General features: G+C 47.1%; 12 protein-coding genes. 2 read left to right on the top strand and 10 right to left on the bottom strand.

The window, feature by feature from the left end; translation table 11 throughout:
• Positions 1–58: 58 nt before the first annotated feature.
• The gene (locus NSQ20_RS10840; protein WP_036670202.1) at positions 59–2,083 is read right to left on the bottom strand and encodes a Na+/H+ antiporter; all 2,025 of its coding nucleotides are present in this window, start codon (positions 2,081–2,083) and stop codon (positions 59–61) included.
• A gap of 214 nt (positions 2,084–2,297) precedes the next feature.
• Here NSQ20_RS10840 and NSQ20_RS10835 point away from each other — a divergent pair, with 214 nt between their 5' ends.
• Entirely contained in the window at positions 2,298–2,597 is a 300-nt protein-coding gene (locus NSQ20_RS10835) for a hypothetical protein (protein ID WP_076318451.1), read from the top strand.
• Positions 2,598–2,695: 98 nt separating this feature from the next.
• Here NSQ20_RS10835 and NSQ20_RS10830 read toward each other — a convergent pair whose 3' ends face one another.
• Entirely contained in the window at positions 2,696–3,178 is a 483-nt protein-coding gene (locus NSQ20_RS10830; protein ID WP_036609579.1) for a MarR family transcriptional regulator, read from the bottom strand.
• Positions 3,179–3,448: 270 nt separating this feature from the next.
• On the opposite strand from NSQ20_RS10830, the gene NSQ20_RS10825 reads away from it, so the two are divergent.
• The gene (locus tag NSQ20_RS10825; protein WP_076318450.1) at positions 3,449–4,564 is read left to right on the top strand and encodes an FAD-dependent monooxygenase; all 1,116 of its coding nucleotides are present in this window, start codon (positions 3,449–3,451) and stop codon (positions 4,562–4,564) included.
• 117 nt (positions 4,565–4,681) lie between these two features.
• Here the strand turns inward: NSQ20_RS10825 and NSQ20_RS10820 are convergent, their stop codons facing one another.
• The 8 genes from NSQ20_RS10820 to NSQ20_RS10785 all read right to left on the bottom strand — a co-directional run bounded on the left by NSQ20_RS10820 (position 4,682) and on the right by NSQ20_RS10785 (position 16,725).
• Complete coding sequence (locus NSQ20_RS10820) at positions 4,682–4,909, bottom strand: hypothetical protein (protein WP_074094486.1); 228 nt, start codon at positions 4,907–4,909, stop codon at positions 4,682–4,684.
• A gap of 215 nt (positions 4,910–5,124) precedes the next feature.
• Complete coding sequence (locus NSQ20_RS10815) at positions 5,125–7,701, bottom strand: glycoside hydrolase family 2 protein (RefSeq protein WP_340032416.1); 2,577 nt, start codon at positions 7,699–7,701, stop codon at positions 5,125–5,127.
• A gap of 90 nt (positions 7,702–7,791) precedes the next feature.
• Positions 7,792–9,378, bottom strand: a complete 1,587-nt coding sequence (locus tag NSQ20_RS10810) for a helix-turn-helix domain-containing protein (protein WP_076318448.1) — start codon at positions 9,376–9,378, stop codon at positions 7,792–7,794.
• Positions 9,375–11,156, bottom strand: a complete 1,782-nt coding sequence (locus tag NSQ20_RS10805; RefSeq protein WP_076318447.1) for a sensor histidine kinase — start codon at positions 11,154–11,156, stop codon at positions 9,375–9,377. Before NSQ20_RS10805 ends, NSQ20_RS10810 begins: the two co-directional genes overlap by 4 nt.
• 30 nt (positions 11,157–11,186) lie before the next feature.
• Positions 11,187–12,041 (bottom strand): carbohydrate ABC transporter permease, encoded by an 855-nt coding sequence (locus NSQ20_RS10800; protein WP_235193817.1) that lies wholly within the window; start codon positions 12,039–12,041, stop codon positions 11,187–11,189.
• Positions 12,042–12,077: 36 nt separating this feature from the next.
• Positions 12,078–12,959 (bottom strand): sugar ABC transporter permease, encoded by an 882-nt coding sequence (locus NSQ20_RS10795; RefSeq protein ID WP_036609591.1) that lies wholly within the window; start codon positions 12,957–12,959, stop codon positions 12,078–12,080.
• Between the two features lie 101 nt (positions 12,960–13,060).
• Positions 13,061–14,374 (bottom strand): extracellular solute-binding protein, encoded by a 1,314-nt coding sequence (locus NSQ20_RS10790; protein ID WP_340032415.1) that lies wholly within the window; start codon positions 14,372–14,374, stop codon positions 13,061–13,063.
• Positions 14,375–14,631: 257 nt separating this feature from the next.
• Positions 14,632–16,725, bottom strand: coding sequence for an acyltransferase family protein (locus NSQ20_RS10785; protein WP_340032414.1), 2,094 nt, complete (start codon positions 16,723–16,725; stop codon positions 14,632–14,634).
• Positions 16,726–16,948 lie beyond the last annotated feature (223 nt).

Raw genomic sequence — 16,948 nt, 5'->3', positions numbered from 1 at the left:
TTCTTGTCCCATATTATATCAAACCATTTAGCATATTTAAAATATCGGATTTATCGGATTAGGTGTTTTTCAGCGCAGTTGCTTCCACGTCGTTAATAAACCGGCGCAGTTTTGCAGCCACATCACGGGTGATTTCGCCGTTTTCATACAGTTGTTGCACTGTATTGCGCTGTTCCTGAATGGCCACCATCTGCAACTCCAATTTCTCCTGATTAAACGGATCTTCCGTTTTACCTTGGTTCCAAGTGCGCAATTTGGCAATTACACGCTCATACTTGGCAATGACCGACAGTGCGACGACTCGATTCCCATCATTCATATGAGCACGAATAGCCTTAATTGCCGCTTCAGAGGTGCGCAGCTTCACCTGACGGAACAGTTCTGCATTTTCAAGCATAAATGGTTGATTCGGCTTCTGGGACCGGTTGGTGAATAGATGTCCTAACACACGCCCGATCTCGCTGATCGAGGTCATGAACTGAGTGTTTGCACGATTCGCCAGCATCATTTCCTTGCGATCTAGCCAGCTGTCACATTTGAAGGCCGCATCAGAAGCAATTGCATTTTCGTCTAACATTACTTCCACTTCTTTACGCTCCGCCCGGGTGGCAATCAGGTTAATAGCCGTTTCTTGTTTCTGAATATCTTTGCGTTTATCGGCGGTAAGCTGACCTGCGGCCTGTCTGATGTACTTGGACAAGTCGGAGACAACCGCGAGTGCCGCAGCTTTGTTCTCATCGTTCATTTCGGATTTGACAGCTCGTATTGCCGCATTCAGCATAATGTCATGTGCTTTTCGTTCTGACTTCTGCGGTGTTTCTTCTGTAGATTTCCCATCGTCCTTGGCCAGAACTGGAAGAAACACGCTCGCCGCAATCAGGGAGAAGAGGATAACCCCTGCCGCCAGGAAAATAATCAGATCCCGTTCAGGGAAAGGTGATCCATCCTGAAGCACATAAGGAATGGAGAACGCACCCGCCAATGTAACAGCTCCCCGCACCCCAGAGAGGGAAATGATCGTAATATCCTTGAATCTGGGCCTGCCAATAGAGGATTTGGCACGCAGCAATTCATTCCCTTGCCAGAACAGATAGATCCAGAGAAAACGCAGAACCAGCAGTAGCACCGAGATCAAGCCCACGTATCCCAACACCTGCAGATTATTAAACGAAACATTTTCAAAAATGGTACTCAACACATCCGGTACCTGTACACCCAGAATAACAAACACCAGACCATTTAGTATAAATAAAATGACTGACCATGTGCTCGCAGATACCACCTGCATTTTCAACTGAACCGATTCAGCGCGGTCACGCTCAATGGCGTGGATAATACCGCCTGCCACTACCGCAAGAATACCTGATACCCCAATTTCTTCACTCACCAGATAGATGATAAATGGCGTCAGGATTTGCAGAAGCATGTGAATGGTCACATCTTCCATGCCCAATCTACGGATCCATACCCCTAGCCTGATTAACAGAAAAGATAACAAGGCCCCGACAAGAAGTCCGCCAATCGCAATCAGAATAAAACTGAAGGTTGCATTCGCCAGGGAAAATACACCTGTAACTGTGGCTGCAATTGCGAATTTGAAGGCCACGAGGCCAGATGCATCATTCATTAATGCTTCACCTTCAAGAAGCCTATGTATGCCTTTGGGCAAATGTACCCGGCCCGCCATGGCGCCAACGGCCACAGCATCTGTCGGGGACAGTATGGCTGCAAGAGCAAAAGCAGCAGGTAACGGAATCGAAGGAATCAGCCAGTGAATGGCATATCCCGCCACGACCACCGTCACGAATACAAGCCCTAGTGCAAGCAGAAGTATCGGTGCACGCAGATTCCATAATTCATTCCTTGGCGTTCGCTTACCATCGTTGTATAACAAAGGAGCGATGAACAGTACAAAGAACAATTCCGGATTCAACGGCAGGTGAACACCTGCGGGAAGCAAAGCTATAGCTACACCAAGCACGATTTGAATGAGCGGAATGGGAATAAAGGGTACAAACCGGTTTAAAATATTGGATAAACCAATCAGTACCAGTAACACAAGTACGGCAATAAATATTTCCATGATGACAATCCCTTTCCGCTATAGAAGTGGTGAAACCTTTGTTGTATAGGTTTATTTTAACATAATCCAACCTTTATTATAAAAATGTTGTCATATTCATATACCCAATCAACTCGCCTCAGACTAGTCTGAATGAAAGAATTCTGATGGATTCTGTATATAAGATGTTACAATATGCTCAGGACAATACCCGTTTGGAAAGGAACTTGCATCTATGGCATTTGGAATTAAACGACAAGAGCTTGCTGCGTGGAAAGAACAAGTGGCTCGGGGTGAGATTGCGTACCTCACTCATTTCTGGATTGACAACCGATTCCCCGGTGTCACCAGTGTCACCAAAGTTGGCTGTGCAGATCTGGAACGTCTCGAACGTTGGTGCAACGATCATGGGCTGGACCCGCGATATATTCATCGGCGGCAGCCCTTTCCCCACTTTGACCTGATGGGCAGCAAGCAAAAAGAAATTTTGATCCAAGAAGGCATGACAGATCATGTGGTTCGCTTTCATTTGTAAACCAACTCAAAAACGCCAGTCTTCAAGGTTCATCCCCCCGCAATTAGGGACGAACTCATGAGGACTGACGTCTTCAAGGAATCAAGTCATATTATGGACTACCGGTGGATCTGCTCAAACGACTTCATGTTCTCCAGCAGTTTCAGTTCAATTTTCTTCAGCATGCCAAACATCTGCTGTTGCTCCTCTTCGGAAAGTGCTTGCAACAATTCCCACGTCATTCGGCCGCGATTCGCATTAAGTGTCTTGGCAAGCTGCGCGCCTTCATCCGTTAAGGACAGCCACACAATTCTCCGGTCTTCTTCACTGCGCACCCGCTGGATCAACCCTTCCGTCTCCAGTTGATTCAGTACAATGGTGGTTGCGCCGGAAGACAAACTGAGTTGTCTAGCCACATCAACCGCCATGCAGCGTTTTTCACGTAAAATCATGCCCAATATATGACTTTTTGTCGGATTCAGTTTACAGTTGGTTTCGGTCTTCTGTTGCTGATCCAATACTTTATTTTTATATCTGAAGAAGGCCTCCAACAATTGATCTACGTTTGCCAATTGAGAGTTTCGCTCCGTATCCGGGCTCATAAACGTTCCTCCGCCTTTCATCATAACCTACCTTATATTGTAACATATTTACACTATGATGTTTGTGAAAAATGCGCTTGTATCCGACACCTTATCGTTGACTGCAAGACTCTTGTTTTATTTTGGGTTTCGCCTATTGCATTATGGCAACGGGTTTGTTTATAATAGCCTATATCTTTAAAGTTACTTTTAGTTACTTAATGATTTTAATAAATCTGTTGTTATAAAGTAAATAAAGCGTCACCATTATAATGCAAGGGACTTATGCACATGAATCAGAATACACAATCACAACTCAAAACGGATGTTTGCATCGTGGGCGCTGGACCTGGCGGTGCTTTGCTTTCTTATTTACTGAATCAAAAAGGAATCTCCACGATGCTCATTGAGCGGCAGCCCCACCTGCACAAGTCGTTTCGCGGGGAGTTGCTTAATGTGGACGGCGAAGCCATTTTAAATAAACACGGCCTCTATTCCCTCATTCAGCAACGCGGAGCGCTGCTCTTGGAACAGATTCAGTATTGGGAAAATGGGCAGATTATTCATACGGTATCACCAGGCAATGGAGAATCTCATGTTGGTATTCATGTACCCCAAGATCATCTCCTGGAAGCCATCGTGTCGCATGCTCAGCAGCACAATTCAAACGAACAAGTACTATTCAATACGATTATGACCGGTTTGTTACGAGACAAGAACGGCCAGGTCGTGGGTATTAACATTCGGCAGAAGGGTGTTCCTGCCTCCATTGAAGCATCTGTAATTGTGGGTGCTGATGGCAGATACTCTGCTGTACGCAAACATTCCGGTATGACCCCGGAGATTCGTAAGCATGGGTATGATCTGCTCTGGGCACGCATTCCGGCACCCGTAGGTTGGGAACCCGCTGTTCGAATGGCCAGCATGGATGGTCAACAGCTCGCACTGTTCTCACAGTTCGGCGGTTATGTTCAGATTGGATGGAACATTCCCGAAGGAGCTTACTCCAAGCTGCGAGAGCAGCCGATTGCTCCTTTTGTAGATAAACTTGTATCTGCTTTTCCTTGCCTATCTGATTCTGTAGCTGCCAACATTCAGAGCTGGAGTGATTTTGTTCTGTTATCTGTCGAAAGCAGCTATTGCCCGTCGTGGGCACAGGACAATGTTGTACTCATCGGTGATGCCGCTCATACCATGACACCAACCGGTGCGTTTGGACTAAATGCGGCGCTCGAAGATGCGGATGTGCTCTCCGAATTACTTGTCCAAATGGCTGCAGATCAATTCAGTTCCACTGCACAACTTCAGGAACTTCAGACGATTCGCGGTGCAAAGGTACAGCAGCAACTTGCACGACAAGTGGAGATGGAATCCTCTTTCCAACAGCGGTATGAATCCTTTCTCTAAACCCAGTTAATACAGATAAAATGCCTATATGCCCAAACAGCCGATCACTTCCTCATAGAGAAGAATCGGCTGTTTGGTTTGTTGGTTTATCTTTTTTATGTAATTCCGTATCCTTCTTCATTTTCGTTTGCGTGGAGCAAACGTGTCTTCTCTGGGTGCTTCTTGTACAGTATCAACGTCCTTCGGATAGGATGAGATGTTATCTTTTTCATATACTGCTTTCTCCAGATTGCTTAAGCGGCGCAATACTTGTTTGCTTTTACGAACGATATATACGATACCAATAATCAGCAGGATCAACATCAGAATGAATATAACCATCCCCGGGTAAAAGACAAATGACATGAATCCACCTCCTTTGAAAACGATTTCTCTATATCATTCTAACCTTAATGATTCAAGATGTGAACCCGATTGGAAGTTTCGCTTGTGGAATAAGGACTAAACCACCTGACACAACGACAGGAACTCACCCTGCTGCAAAAGTAAAAAAGGTGGCATCCCTGATCAGGATTACCACCTTGATCCTCGAATAAGATTCGAAGTCTATTATTATTATTTTATCCTTCTCTGCCGTTCATGGCACTAACTCGAAGTTCCGTCAGAGGCAGAGACGTTTGCTCTGGATGACGTAGTCTCACTGTTCGGCTCTCACCCGGGAGCAGATCGAAATAATTGTCACTGAATCGGACACGCCCAAGGGGAAGCTCCAGCTTCACCAATCGTGCAATCCCACCACTGGCCGTAACCGTAACAGACTTCTCCTCCTCGTTCACATGTACGCTCAATTGCGACTCTGGCAACGTCACATCCTTAGGATCGCGCAAGAAGTAACGATTACTCGGTGCCGCAAATCCTTCGGATACCAACTCAACCATTACTTCCTCCGCGCGTCTACCCTGTAACACCTCTACTTCAGTTAATACAACAATACACCGTGAGGATTGGGATGTTACTTCAACAGCATGTGAGCTGGAGTAGATCTTCTCTCCATCAAATGCATAGACATTGAGTTGAAGCTCCCCTTTCAAGACGTCACGTGTATCGTTCACAACCCACAACGCAAGCGGCTCACCCGGCTCATGCTCCAGTGACAACAGGACAGGATGAAAGAATATTTTCCCATAATAAAAGGATGCCTTCGGCAGTAGTTCATAATCAATCATGGACCAGCTTGTTCCTGGCCAACTATCGTTCAATTGCCATACAAGCGCTCCGCTGTTGCGGTGATTGATGCGCCGGAAATGTTCAATTCCATATCGTAGCCCTTCTGCTTGAGTAAGCATGGAGTAGTTCATATACTCTTCTATATCTTGCGGAATCCCTGTATAACCCTCCATCAGCAAAATACCTTTTTGATGATTGGTATCTTTGTTACGATAGGCCATCTCCGGACTGCCCCAGTAAAACTGACCTGCGGGCATATTTTTCTCCAGTGTGTAACGATTGGCCGAGGCATGCATACCAAATTCACTGCTAAACAACGCATGATCCTTTTTATAATTTTTGAACGTTACACCTTCAATGCTGTAGTCCAGCAGCGGTGGCTCTCCATGCTTCCTTGGATAGACCGAACCATGCCATACCTGCCAGTTGTGGCGATCCCCCACATCCGGGTCATTCGCATCCTGACCGTTGCTGTCGCCGAACGGCGAAGAAGGCCAGTACGGATGAGACAGATCCAATCGCTCTAGCACTTCAGGGATTAGCTCATGATAGATCTGTTCACCGTAGAACGGGCTGGTAATATCTCCACTTGCAGACTTCATATCATAGAGCCAATCTATTTCATTATTCCCACACCAGAGGGCAAGCGAGGCACGGTTACGAAGACGTAAGACATTGTTTTCTACCTCTTGCCTTACATTATCCATGAAATCACGATTGAAATCCGGGAACAGTGCATTCGCGAATGCAAAATCCTGCCACACCAACACCCCTTGCCGATCACACTCATCGTAGAAGACATCCTTCTCATATATACCACCAGCCCAGACACGCAACATGTTCATATGCCCTTCCACCGACAGCTCGACAAGCTCTCGATATCGAGAGTTCGGGATGGCGCCAATCAGATGATCAGCCGGAATCCAGTTGGCTCCCTTGGCGTAGATCTTGACTCCGTTCAGGATAAAAGCAAACGCATCTTCACCCCGTTCATTGTGAAGAGCCAGCTCAATCGTTCGTAACCCATAAGGCTCGTTATAACGATCCACTTCAACGCCATTTGCGAATAATGTAACCTCCAGCGTATACAGATAAGGTTCACCCAGATCATGAGTCCACCATAACTGAGGTGACGTAACGTTTAATGTGGCATCTGCTATACCACCCTCTACGGGTAGTTCAGTGACACTTGCCACCTCGTGTCCACTGCGATCCAACAGACGAACATTACAGGTCGCAACCACAGCCTGCTCACGTTTCTGTCTGCTACGGTAAGACAAGACCGACTTCACATCCGCTGTGACATGTAAGACTGCCAACTCTGAACTGACTGATTCCGTACGAGCATACACATTTTCCAGCTTGGCGATTGTTCGTTTTTCCAGCCTTACCGCACCCCAGATCCCCACCGTAACCATGCGTGGACCCCAGTCCCAGCCAAAATTCATCGCTGCTTTTCGCAACCATGGCCGTTCCTTCGTATACGAGGACCAGTCAAAGGTTTCTTTGTCCCGGTGATGCAGGTGAAGCGGATCAAACTTGACAGCAATCGCATTCCAGCCGCTGCGTACCAGAGACGTTACATTAAACGTATGTGACATAAGCATATTGGCCGTTTTCCCGACCTCATGGCCGTTGACATATACCGTTGCAAACGTATCCAATCCTTCGAACACTAATTCAAAGTGCTCCTCTGTCTCTGCATCGCTCACCAGATTGAAGGTTGTGCGGTACCACCATTCCTTTTGTTCAATCCAGCGACTTTTGGCATCATTATGTCCGTAATAGGGCGGATCAATGATACTGCGCTCAACCAGTGCAGCATGTACATCGCCAGGCACTTCAGCCCCAATCCAGAAACGGTCATCCAGCGCAGCTGCTGCCACATCCATTGCCCGCTTCTCTCCAACTTCAAAATGTTGTATCTTCCATTGTCCCGATAAATCCTGACTTGAACTATAGGTCTTCATCCGTATGCCCTCACTCTCCAATAACCCTGAGTAATACCATATCGAAAACGTTTGCAATAAGGCAAGACATGTTTCCTAATCTGCTCATTTCTAACTTCCCGAAGGCTTGAACGACATTGCCTCTTCGCGATACTCACTTGGGGTCTTGCCCGTATGTTTTTTGAACAGTCTGCTAAAATATTTCACGTCCTCGTAGCCGCTGATTGCAGCGACTTCACTGACCTTCGCTGGAGACACCGCCAGCATATCCATCGCTCTTCGTATACGCATATCGGTGACAAAATCTCCGAAGGTCACACCCATTTCTTTTTTAAACAGCTCACTGAGGTGACCCGGATGCAAATGAACATGTCCAGCTACCTGCTGCAGATTAATATCCTGCGCCAATGATGATTCAATATAACCGATAGCCTTCTGCACATGGGCAGCCTGTCCCTGGCCCATTCGGCTATGATATACATGCATCAGACCATACAGATGATGGAACAGCATATCCCCGAGGTCACCAGCTTCGGCATCCGGTTCCGGCAACCAGGGCTCGAGCCTTGCGGGTTCTTCACGCCCTGTGGCTCGCATTGTGCGAGTCAGCCAGCGATGACCTGCAATAACGGCCGAGTGTAGACAAGCATTGAACGATTCTGGTGTGACCTCCGGTTCTGTAATCAGATTAGCCACAAGTTCCCGCGTCCATGTCGTTAACGTGACTGAATCATTATCCAGCAATATTGTACCAAGTCTGGTCTCCTCTTCGTGCGTAAGTACAGTTTTACCACCTTGGCGATCCTGAACGTGCTCATAATGCCATACTTTATCATCCATCAAACCCCGATATCGGAAGGCAGCTGAAGCAGTTCTGTAGCTTTCGTGCAGATCTGCATATCCACGCATAGGCAGACCTACCGCTACGCGCAGGGTGCACTTCAGTAATTGCTCCACCCGACGTAATGCACTCTCCAACCTGAACGTAGTTTCATGTTCCACAGGCGGCCATGCAACTACACAGATAATTTGCTGTTTCTCTACATGAGCAATGGCACCAGGTAACATATCCTCCAGGGTATTCTGCACCGCAAATCGTAATAGCGCATCCGAGGATTGATCCCAACCCTCTGCTCGAAGAATAATGACTTGTCTGAGAATCTGTTCATCATCAAGGCCAACAACCCCTGCCTCTTTTCCAGCATCAGATCGCAAAAATGAAGGAAAATGGCCCGAAGCGGTATCACCATCAATGATCCACCCGGCAAATAACCGCTCCCGATTCTCCCGCATAAGCTGTCCCTCTCTGGACTTCTCTGCCCAACGTTCCGTGATTCGCTGTTTGGCCTGTAATACGGTCTTGATGATCTCTTCCGGTTTGCTTGTTTTGAGCAGATAATCTGTAACGCCTTGGCGAATCGCCTGTTGCGCATAAGAAAAGTCATCGTATCCGGACAAAATAATGACCTCCAGCTCAGGTAACAATCGTAGTCCCTCTTCTGCCAGTTCCAGCCCCGATCTGCCTGTCATCCGAATATCCGTCATCAGGATATTCGGACGTTCCTCAGCCAAACGTGTTAACGCCTGCTCTGCCGAGGCAGCAGGTTGAAGAAGCTCAATTCCGAGTTCATGCCACGCGATAACGCTGGCAAGCCCTGTACGGATAATGACTTCGTCATCAACAATTAATAGTCTCATGGCGAACCCTCCAAGATTGGAATGGAAAACGAAATCCGGGTACCTCCCCCAACCCTGCTGTCTACTTCAAGCTGTGCATCCGCTCCATAATGGAGCAGCAGTCTCTCATTTACATTGCAGAGCCCATAACCGCCTTGGTTTAGCTGTTTTTCCGGCTGTTTTCCCTTCCATTCCCTAATACTTATCCTTAATTGTTCCAGTCTGTCCGGCTCCATGCCAACACCATCATCCAGCACCAGCACATTCATCTGTTCATTATCCGGGTCCTTACGAATCATTATGGTGATGGTACCCACGCCTGCTTTGGGCTGAATGCCATGAATCATGGCGTTCTCAACAAGCGGTTGCAGCAATAACTTCAGCATCATTCGCTTCTCAAGCGCTGGATCTACGATATAATGCAATACAAATTGATCAGGGAAACGAATCGACTGCACACGCACATAATGGCGAATATGAGCGATCTCCTGTTCCACAGGGCAGTAATCCTGACCATTGTTTAAGCTGATACGCAGAAAATCACTCAGGCCCTCTACCATATCCGCAATTCTCTTCTCTTCAGACATTAAAGCAATCCAGTGAATCGAAGAGAGTGTGTTATACAGAAAGTGCGGGTTAATTTGCGCCTGAAGCACCCGAAGATCCGCCTCTTTTTTGCGAGCTTCACCTCGAATAATCTCTTCCTTCAATAACTGAATATGTGCACCGAGTAGATTGTAACTCTCCCCAAGCCTACCAATCTCGTCATCACTTTCAGACCGAAACAGCGGAAGAGGACGTTCCGGATCAATTCGGGACAGATGTCTGGTAAGCACACGAAGCGGCCTCGTCACACGCCGCACCGTAAACCAGACCAAGGCAGCACTGATCGCAGCAGACATGGCAACGGCGCAACCGGTCAGAATAAGAATGTACCGATTCTCGGACTTGTACTGGTCGTAAGGGACTGTTCCAACCAACGTCCACCCCGTCAATTCTTCCGGATAATAGAGCAATGTCCGTTTATCGTCGCCACTGCCGTAAGTGGTTGTTCCGCTACCGCCATCCTGAATTAACGTCGAAATCCCTGGTTCGACACCTTCCAGCTTAAGTCCAAGCCGGGATTTGTCCATCGAAGACAGAATTTCTCCAGAACTGCCGATGAGCTCCAGTCTGCCTTGCCCTCTGCCTAATCCCAGAGCCGCCCATCCCTTGGATATGGCCTTCTCATCCAGACTAATGGCTAACCAGCCGATGGGTCGATAATCATGGATACTACGGATTGGCCGAACCAATGTGATCACATTTTGAATACCCGCGTAATTCTGCACCGGGTATACCCCTGTCCATTGTTTGACTGCTTCACCGCTTGGAACAGAGGGATACGAAAGGTTGGATTCATTGGATACATACCAGGTAGCGGTTGACAATGTGGCATCAAAACGTCCCGGATATATGGCGATGTTGGCGATATATTTCTTGGAAGCCGCCAGATTGGTCATCCTGCCCAGGATATCCACCCGGTCCAGCTCATGATCTTCATTGTGGCTAAGATACTGCTGGATGTCCCGTTCTCCAATCAGAAAAATCGATAGGTTCTCGGCATCTTGTAACATATAACGAAGATTCGCTTCCACCTGTTTCAGCGTATCCATGCCGGACAGCTTTGTTTTTTGCTCTGTAATGCGGGAAGAGATCAGAAAGGCGAACAGACCCAACGCCAGCAATGGCACAATCATTGAAGCCGTCACGACGACCGATAGCTTCCTTTGTAACGAAGATGTGAGCCAGCGTGCCAAACGTTTCTCCTCCTCTGGATGCGCTTTCGCTTATCCTTTGACAGCTCCTGCTGTCATGCCTTTCATAACTTGTTCCTGGAATATGAGATACAAGATAATGGTTGGAATGACCGATAGGGTCATGGCAGCAAGCGTTAATCCGTAATCGGTTTGATACCCATCCGCAAAGTTCGCAATGGCCAGCGGTAACGTTTTCAATCCGGTTTTGTTGATGAATACAAGCGCAAATGAAAAGTCATTCCACGCATGCAGGAAACTCAGGATCGTAACCGTTGACAACGCAGGCACAGACATGGGTAGCATGATTCGGGTAAACAGCCCCCAAAGTCCTGTTCCATCAATGAAAGCTGCCTCTTCAATATCACGTGGAACACTTGTCAGATAAGCAGTAAGCACAAAAATAGCCGTAGGCAATGCAAAAGCCGTATAAGGTAATATTAAGGCCCAGTACGTATTTAGCAAGGACATCTGTTTCATTAAAATAAATAAGGGGACAAGTGTACTATGGATCGGAATGAGCATACCAACAACAAAGAAGGTCATGATCAACCCTTTCCAGCGAAACTGGAAACGAGCCAGGATGAATGAAGCCAGCGCTGCAATAAACAGCGTCAGAATAAGTGATCCCACCGATACAATTAGTGAATTGCCAAAAGCGGTTCCCAGCCTGGAGCTTTCCCATGCATTGCTGAAATTGGCAACATTCCAGTTTTCCGGCAGACCAAAGGGCCTGCTATAGAAATCTTCATTTGTTTTGAATGCACTAATCACGAGCCAGTAGAACGGATACAATGTTAAAATACCATAGACCGTTAGCAGCGTCCAAACAATTCCGCTACGTAGACGGCGAATCGGATGGCCCGAGCTGCTTTGTGGTGATGGCATGGATACAGGTGTCACGCGCATGATAACTCCTCCTCTCTATTGATTCTCTTTTCGTTTGCGACTAGTTAGCCACTGGCTTGTTCCGATCAGCAGCAGGGAGATCAGTACGATGGTTGTGGAGATCGCACTACCAAAACCATATCGGTATGTTGTAAAGGTTGAATTGTACATATACGTTGCAAGCAGTTCCGTCGCATGTGCCGGACCACCCTTGGTCATGATGTAGACCAGATCGAATGATTTCAGACTACCCGAAATACATAGAATGATCGCTACCTGAACCGTACCCCAGATTATGGGCAAAGAGACCGATACCAGTTTCCGGATTCCTGAAGCACCGTCTATTTTGGCAGCATCATGAATCTCGCCTGGAATATTCTGTAGTGCCGAGATAAAGATAATCAGATACAACCCGACAAAGCTCCAGAGCAGCGGCGGTACCAATGAGAAAATGGCAATCTTGTCATCGGAAAGCCATTGCAGCTTCCAACTTTCCAGCCCCAGAGCGTCCAGCAGAAAGTTCAATATCCCGATCTGCGGATGATAGATATACTGCCAGATCATACCGATAACGACAGTGGATAACACCATCGGCAGAAATACGGCTGAGCGCAGAAACCGCTGTAATGGATTGCTTTTGTGTAATATGACCGCCAACATCAACGCTAACGGAATTTGTCCAAACACCGATGCCAACACAAAAATAACGTTATTTTTCAGTGCCCGCCAGAATACAGGATCATGCCAGATCTCCACGTAATTATCCATACCAATATATTTGGATGCGCCGATGCCGGACCAGTTGAAGAAACCGTAGTATGCCGACCACACGACCGGTACAAATACAAACAATGCATAAATGATGACTGCCGGGGCCAACCCCAGCATAATAAAACGCCGACTGCGCAGTGCGTTCATCTGTTCACTTCCCTTCGATAAATGCCTTTACCAACTTGCAACTGACTATCCCATTCATACTTAAAACCCCTCCCCTGCCGGGAAGGGGTTTTAACGAATGGTTACTGATTAACTGCATTGGCTTGAGCTGCCTGAATTTTGGCTGCAATGTCTTCAGCCTTGCCGCCCATTAGCAACTCTTGCAATGCATTATTAATAACCTCAACCGTTGCCGATCCCAGCTTGGAATCGTATACTGGCGTGATCTTCACTTCTTGCATCAGATCATATAATTCTACGAACAATGGATGTGCTTTGGTTTTGTCCAGATCAATCTTGTAACTCACCAATGTGCTGCTATCCAATGTGGCCTTCTGACCATCAGGTCCTGCCAGCGCATAGAACAGCTCCATCGCTGCCTCTTTTTGTGCACCGCTCAGCTTTTTACTTACACCCAACCCGGTTCCTACTACACCGGATGTTGTTCTTGGTTCACCCTGACCTCCGTCCACTGGAGGAAGAATCGTAATATGTGTGTTGTTCAACACCTCTTCAGGTGCATTGTTCACCAGATTTGCCAAGGCCCATCCGCCGTTCATGACCATCGCTGCCTTACCTTGGAAATAAAGCTGCATCATCTGTGTCTCATCGATACTGTTGAATCCATCTTGGAATGCTTTGGTGTTGCCAAGCTCCTGCATCTTGTTCAAGGCTTCAATAAATTGTGGATCGGTAAAGCTTGCACCATCTTGTGCTGCCGCTTTCAGGAACCAGTCCGTACCGGTAATCCGATCAGCCAGTGTACTGAATATCGTTGATTGAGCTACCCAGTTGGCCTTGTTGCCAAGTGCCATGGGAATGACTTTATTTTGATTAAAAGTAGCAATCGCTTGTTCCAGTTCCGCCCATGTCTCAGGTACTTTTACGTTGTACTGTTTGAAAAGAGCTTCATTGTAATAAATGAAGGAACTTGGCGCCAGATTCATCGGCACGGAGTAGATATTCCCGTCTACGGTGTATCCGTCCAATGCATTCGGGATAAAGTTATCTTTCCACTCTGGCTTTGCGTCCAGCTCTGCATTAATGGGCTGTAACAGATCCCCTTTTACAAATTCCTTCGTCATGGCATCCGGCCACATCACGAACAGGTCTGGCATCTCGTTGGCAGCGGCCACCGTACGAAGCCGGGTTTTGAGACCATCTGTTGGCAAGCCTTCATCCACAACTTCAATATCTGGATGCGCCGCGCGAAAATCTTCAATAATTTTGCGCATCGCAACCGCCTTTGCGTCCTGTCCGGTCCAGTTGTGCCAGAGTGTGACGGTTACTTTGTCATTCCCACTGCCTCCTTCTGAAGTGTCCCCGCCAGCACAGCCAGCCAGCATAATGGAGAACAATGTTATTGCCAGGAAACCTGAAAGCCATTTTTTCAACATCTCTATAATCCCCCTCGGCGATTTGAATACACTTATTGTAAATGTTAACGCTATCATACCGTAAGGTGACGATCCACGGATGCAGGGGTGAAAAATATCGGTTCCCCTGTTTGGAATTTACTTTGCTGGCTTATTGTTCATAACAACTAAAAAGAGCCCTCACAATGAGAGCTCTTTCTTGTTGCAGCCGTTGGCTGCTTCACCCCAGGCTATATATAATGAATAAGTGCTAAATCGTATTAAATATGGATTGCGTATTATTGGATACTGTTTTTCACCAGTTCTGCAAAAGCTTCGGACCCTTGCGTAGTGAGATGTACGCCATCTTTTTCAAAATATTCGTCATGTCCCTCACTTGCACTGTTCCAGTCAATTAACGAGACATTGCTGTATTTGGATGCTGCTTCATTCAACGCCCTGTTCACCGTTCGTTCCCATGGACGAGGTACGCGCACAGTAACCAGATATACCCGATCCTCATCCTTCAGATAATCAAGCACAGCATTCAAGTTTTTGGAGTTAAAGGAACCATTCGTCCCGAGCTCCAGCACCACTTTGCTGCCCATTTGGTTGTTTTGCTTCAGACCTTCCAATACATCGCCTGCCTGCCACATCTGACGACCAACATGTCCGTCCACATACACTCCTGATATACTTTGCTCAAGATACGGTTTTGCATCCAAAATCACCGAATCTCCAATAACGGTATAATGAACCTTTCCATCCTCGGCAGGAGGAGCCGTTTCTTCATTGTCCTGAGATGAATCAGGTGCATCATCCGCATGATCCGTATTATCGGATTGATTCGCTCCAGCGTCATCTGGTGTATCATTCTCGTTAGTCACGGAGTCATCAGTCGGCTTATCTTCAGACTGACCGTCCTTGCCAGCATTCACTGAATTGTCTTGTTCGTCAGGTTTTGAATCTGGAGCAGACTCTCCTGTTGGCTTCTCATTTTTCCCCGAATCATCTTTCGTTCCTGCTTCCGGTTTATGGGTATGAGCATCGTTCTTTTGGCCAGAGCCTGACGTTCCTGTAATAGCCGGCAACACATCCTGTCCCTGTTCCTCCGCTACGGAATTCTCTCCATTTAATGTGTTGGACATCGATACCGAATGGGAATCGGAGTTCGCTGCATGGGAGACCATCATCTGAGATACTGTATAGGACAACAGCAGAATCGTCATCAACAGACCTGCCCGCTTCCACCATACGTTACGTATACCGATTGATGACCGCTCTCTTCCCCATAATCGGGACCAAGAATCACGGAATCCATTGTACCGAATCGGATTTTCAATATATTTAAGGGACAATGAGGCCAGTACAACCGTTGCAGCAACCTGTAAAATGATGCGTACAGGATGTGCTCCTCCCGTATCCACCGCGGGATTGGTTAAAATAATGACAGGATAATGCCACAGATATAATCCGTAGGATCGCTCTCCGATCCAGCGTAATGGCTTCGCGCCAATGATACGTGCCAGTAAAGACGATGGGTGAGCCAACACCGCTACCAGCAACGTTGTTGCGATAGCCTGAAGCACCATGCCCCCTTGATACAGAAACGGATCATATTCACTGCTGTTCAGCATCATGTAGATTAACAAAGCGAGCGCAGCAAGTCCCGACACATCGAGTACAAGCCGGTTCATGCCAGACAGAGAGTTCGATAGCTTGCGACTAGGCCACACCACGGCAAGAGCAGCACCAGCAAGCAGTGCGAATGCCCGCGTGTCTGTTCCATAATATACACGGCTCGGGTCCAAATCCGGATTATACATGATGGCCATTGCGCCAGCAGATAATTCAGCTGCGACGACAATGAAGACGACCAGCCATCCCTTTCTTTTGAACACTACAATTGCTGCAATCAGCAGAAGAGGCCATATAAGATAAAATTGCTCTTCCACAGCCAGCGACCAGAAATGTCCAAACGGTGATGGAGGGCCAAAACTTTCGAAATAGGAAACGTTGTGAAAGATATACCACCAATTGCTTATGTATAATACACCCGAAACGATATCACCACGAAGTGCAGCAAGCCGGGATGGGTCTGTACAGGCCAACCAGATCATCACCACAGCTGTCATGGTCAGCATGCCTGGAAGCAAACGCCTTACCCGTCTTACCCAGAAATCACCGAGTGAAATACGTCCATGTTCCTGCCACTGTGACACGAGAATATCTGTAATTAAATATCCCGAGAGAACAAAAAATATACCTACACCGAGCAGTCCACCCGGAATAAAATCCAAATTCAGATGATACGCGATTACCGCAAGTACAGCGATGGCTCGCAAGCCGTCAAGTCCGTTCATATGTCTCTTACGATTTAACGATTGTGACATGCATGCCCCTCCTTGTTACTGTGAGTCAACAACATCGGTGTTGGGGGCATAAAGGAACTCCTGATCGTTCTGGTTGTCATTAACATACGTATTGCACCTTCCATCTTTCATTTACAACATAAGAAAAGCTTCTGTTCGAAGCACGATCCGATGATGCGACATTCTGTGTGAATTCTATAATCTTAAAGAAGACGATTTGCCTGTCCATTAAGTTTAATTATTA

The organism is Paenibacillus sp. FSL K6-1122 (assembly GCF_037977015.1).
Taxonomy (GTDB): Bacteria; Bacillota; Bacilli; order Paenibacillales; family Paenibacillaceae; genus Paenibacillus; species Paenibacillus amylolyticus.
The sequence above is the reverse complement of the archived record's forward strand: the minus strand, read 5'-3'. Positions and strand labels throughout refer to the sequence as shown.

Excerpts from the sequence above, each read along its gene's own strand:
- NSQ20_RS10790 (WP_340032415.1), bottom strand. The coding sequence starts at position 14,374 with ATGTTGAAAAAATGGCTTTCAGGTTTCCTGGCAATAACATTGTTCTCC.
- NSQ20_RS10800 (WP_235193817.1), bottom strand. The coding sequence starts at position 12,041 with ATGCCATCACCACAAAGCAGCTCGGGCCATCCGATTCGCCGTCTACGT.
- NSQ20_RS10825 (WP_076318450.1), top strand. The coding sequence starts at position 3,449 with ATGAATCAGAATACACAATCACAACTCAAAACGGATGTTTGCATCGTG.
- NSQ20_RS10820 (WP_074094486.1), bottom strand. The coding sequence starts at position 4,909 with ATGTCATTTGTCTTTTACCCGGGGATGGTTATATTCATTCTGATGTTG.
- NSQ20_RS10815 (WP_340032416.1), bottom strand. The coding sequence starts at position 7,701 with ATGAAGACCTATAGTTCAAGTCAGGATTTATCGGGACAATGGAAGATA.
- NSQ20_RS10835 (WP_076318451.1), top strand. The coding sequence starts at position 2,298 with ATGGCATTTGGAATTAAACGACAAGAGCTTGCTGCGTGGAAAGAACAA.
- NSQ20_RS10840 (WP_036670202.1), bottom strand. The coding sequence starts at position 2,083 with ATGGAAATATTTATTGCCGTACTTGTGTTACTGGTACTGATTGGTTTA.
- NSQ20_RS10830 (WP_036609579.1), bottom strand. The coding sequence starts at position 3,178 with ATGAGCCCGGATACGGAGCGAAACTCTCAATTGGCAAACGTAGATCAA.
- NSQ20_RS10795 (WP_036609591.1), bottom strand. The coding sequence starts at position 12,959 with ATGAACGCACTGCGCAGTCGGCGTTTTATTATGCTGGGGTTGGCCCCG.
- NSQ20_RS10785 (WP_340032414.1), bottom strand. The coding sequence starts at position 16,725 with ATGTCACAATCGTTAAATCGTAAGAGACATATGAACGGACTTGACGGC.
- NSQ20_RS10810 (WP_076318448.1), bottom strand. The coding sequence starts at position 9,378 with ATGAGACTATTAATTGTTGATGACGAAGTCATTATCCGTACAGGGCTT.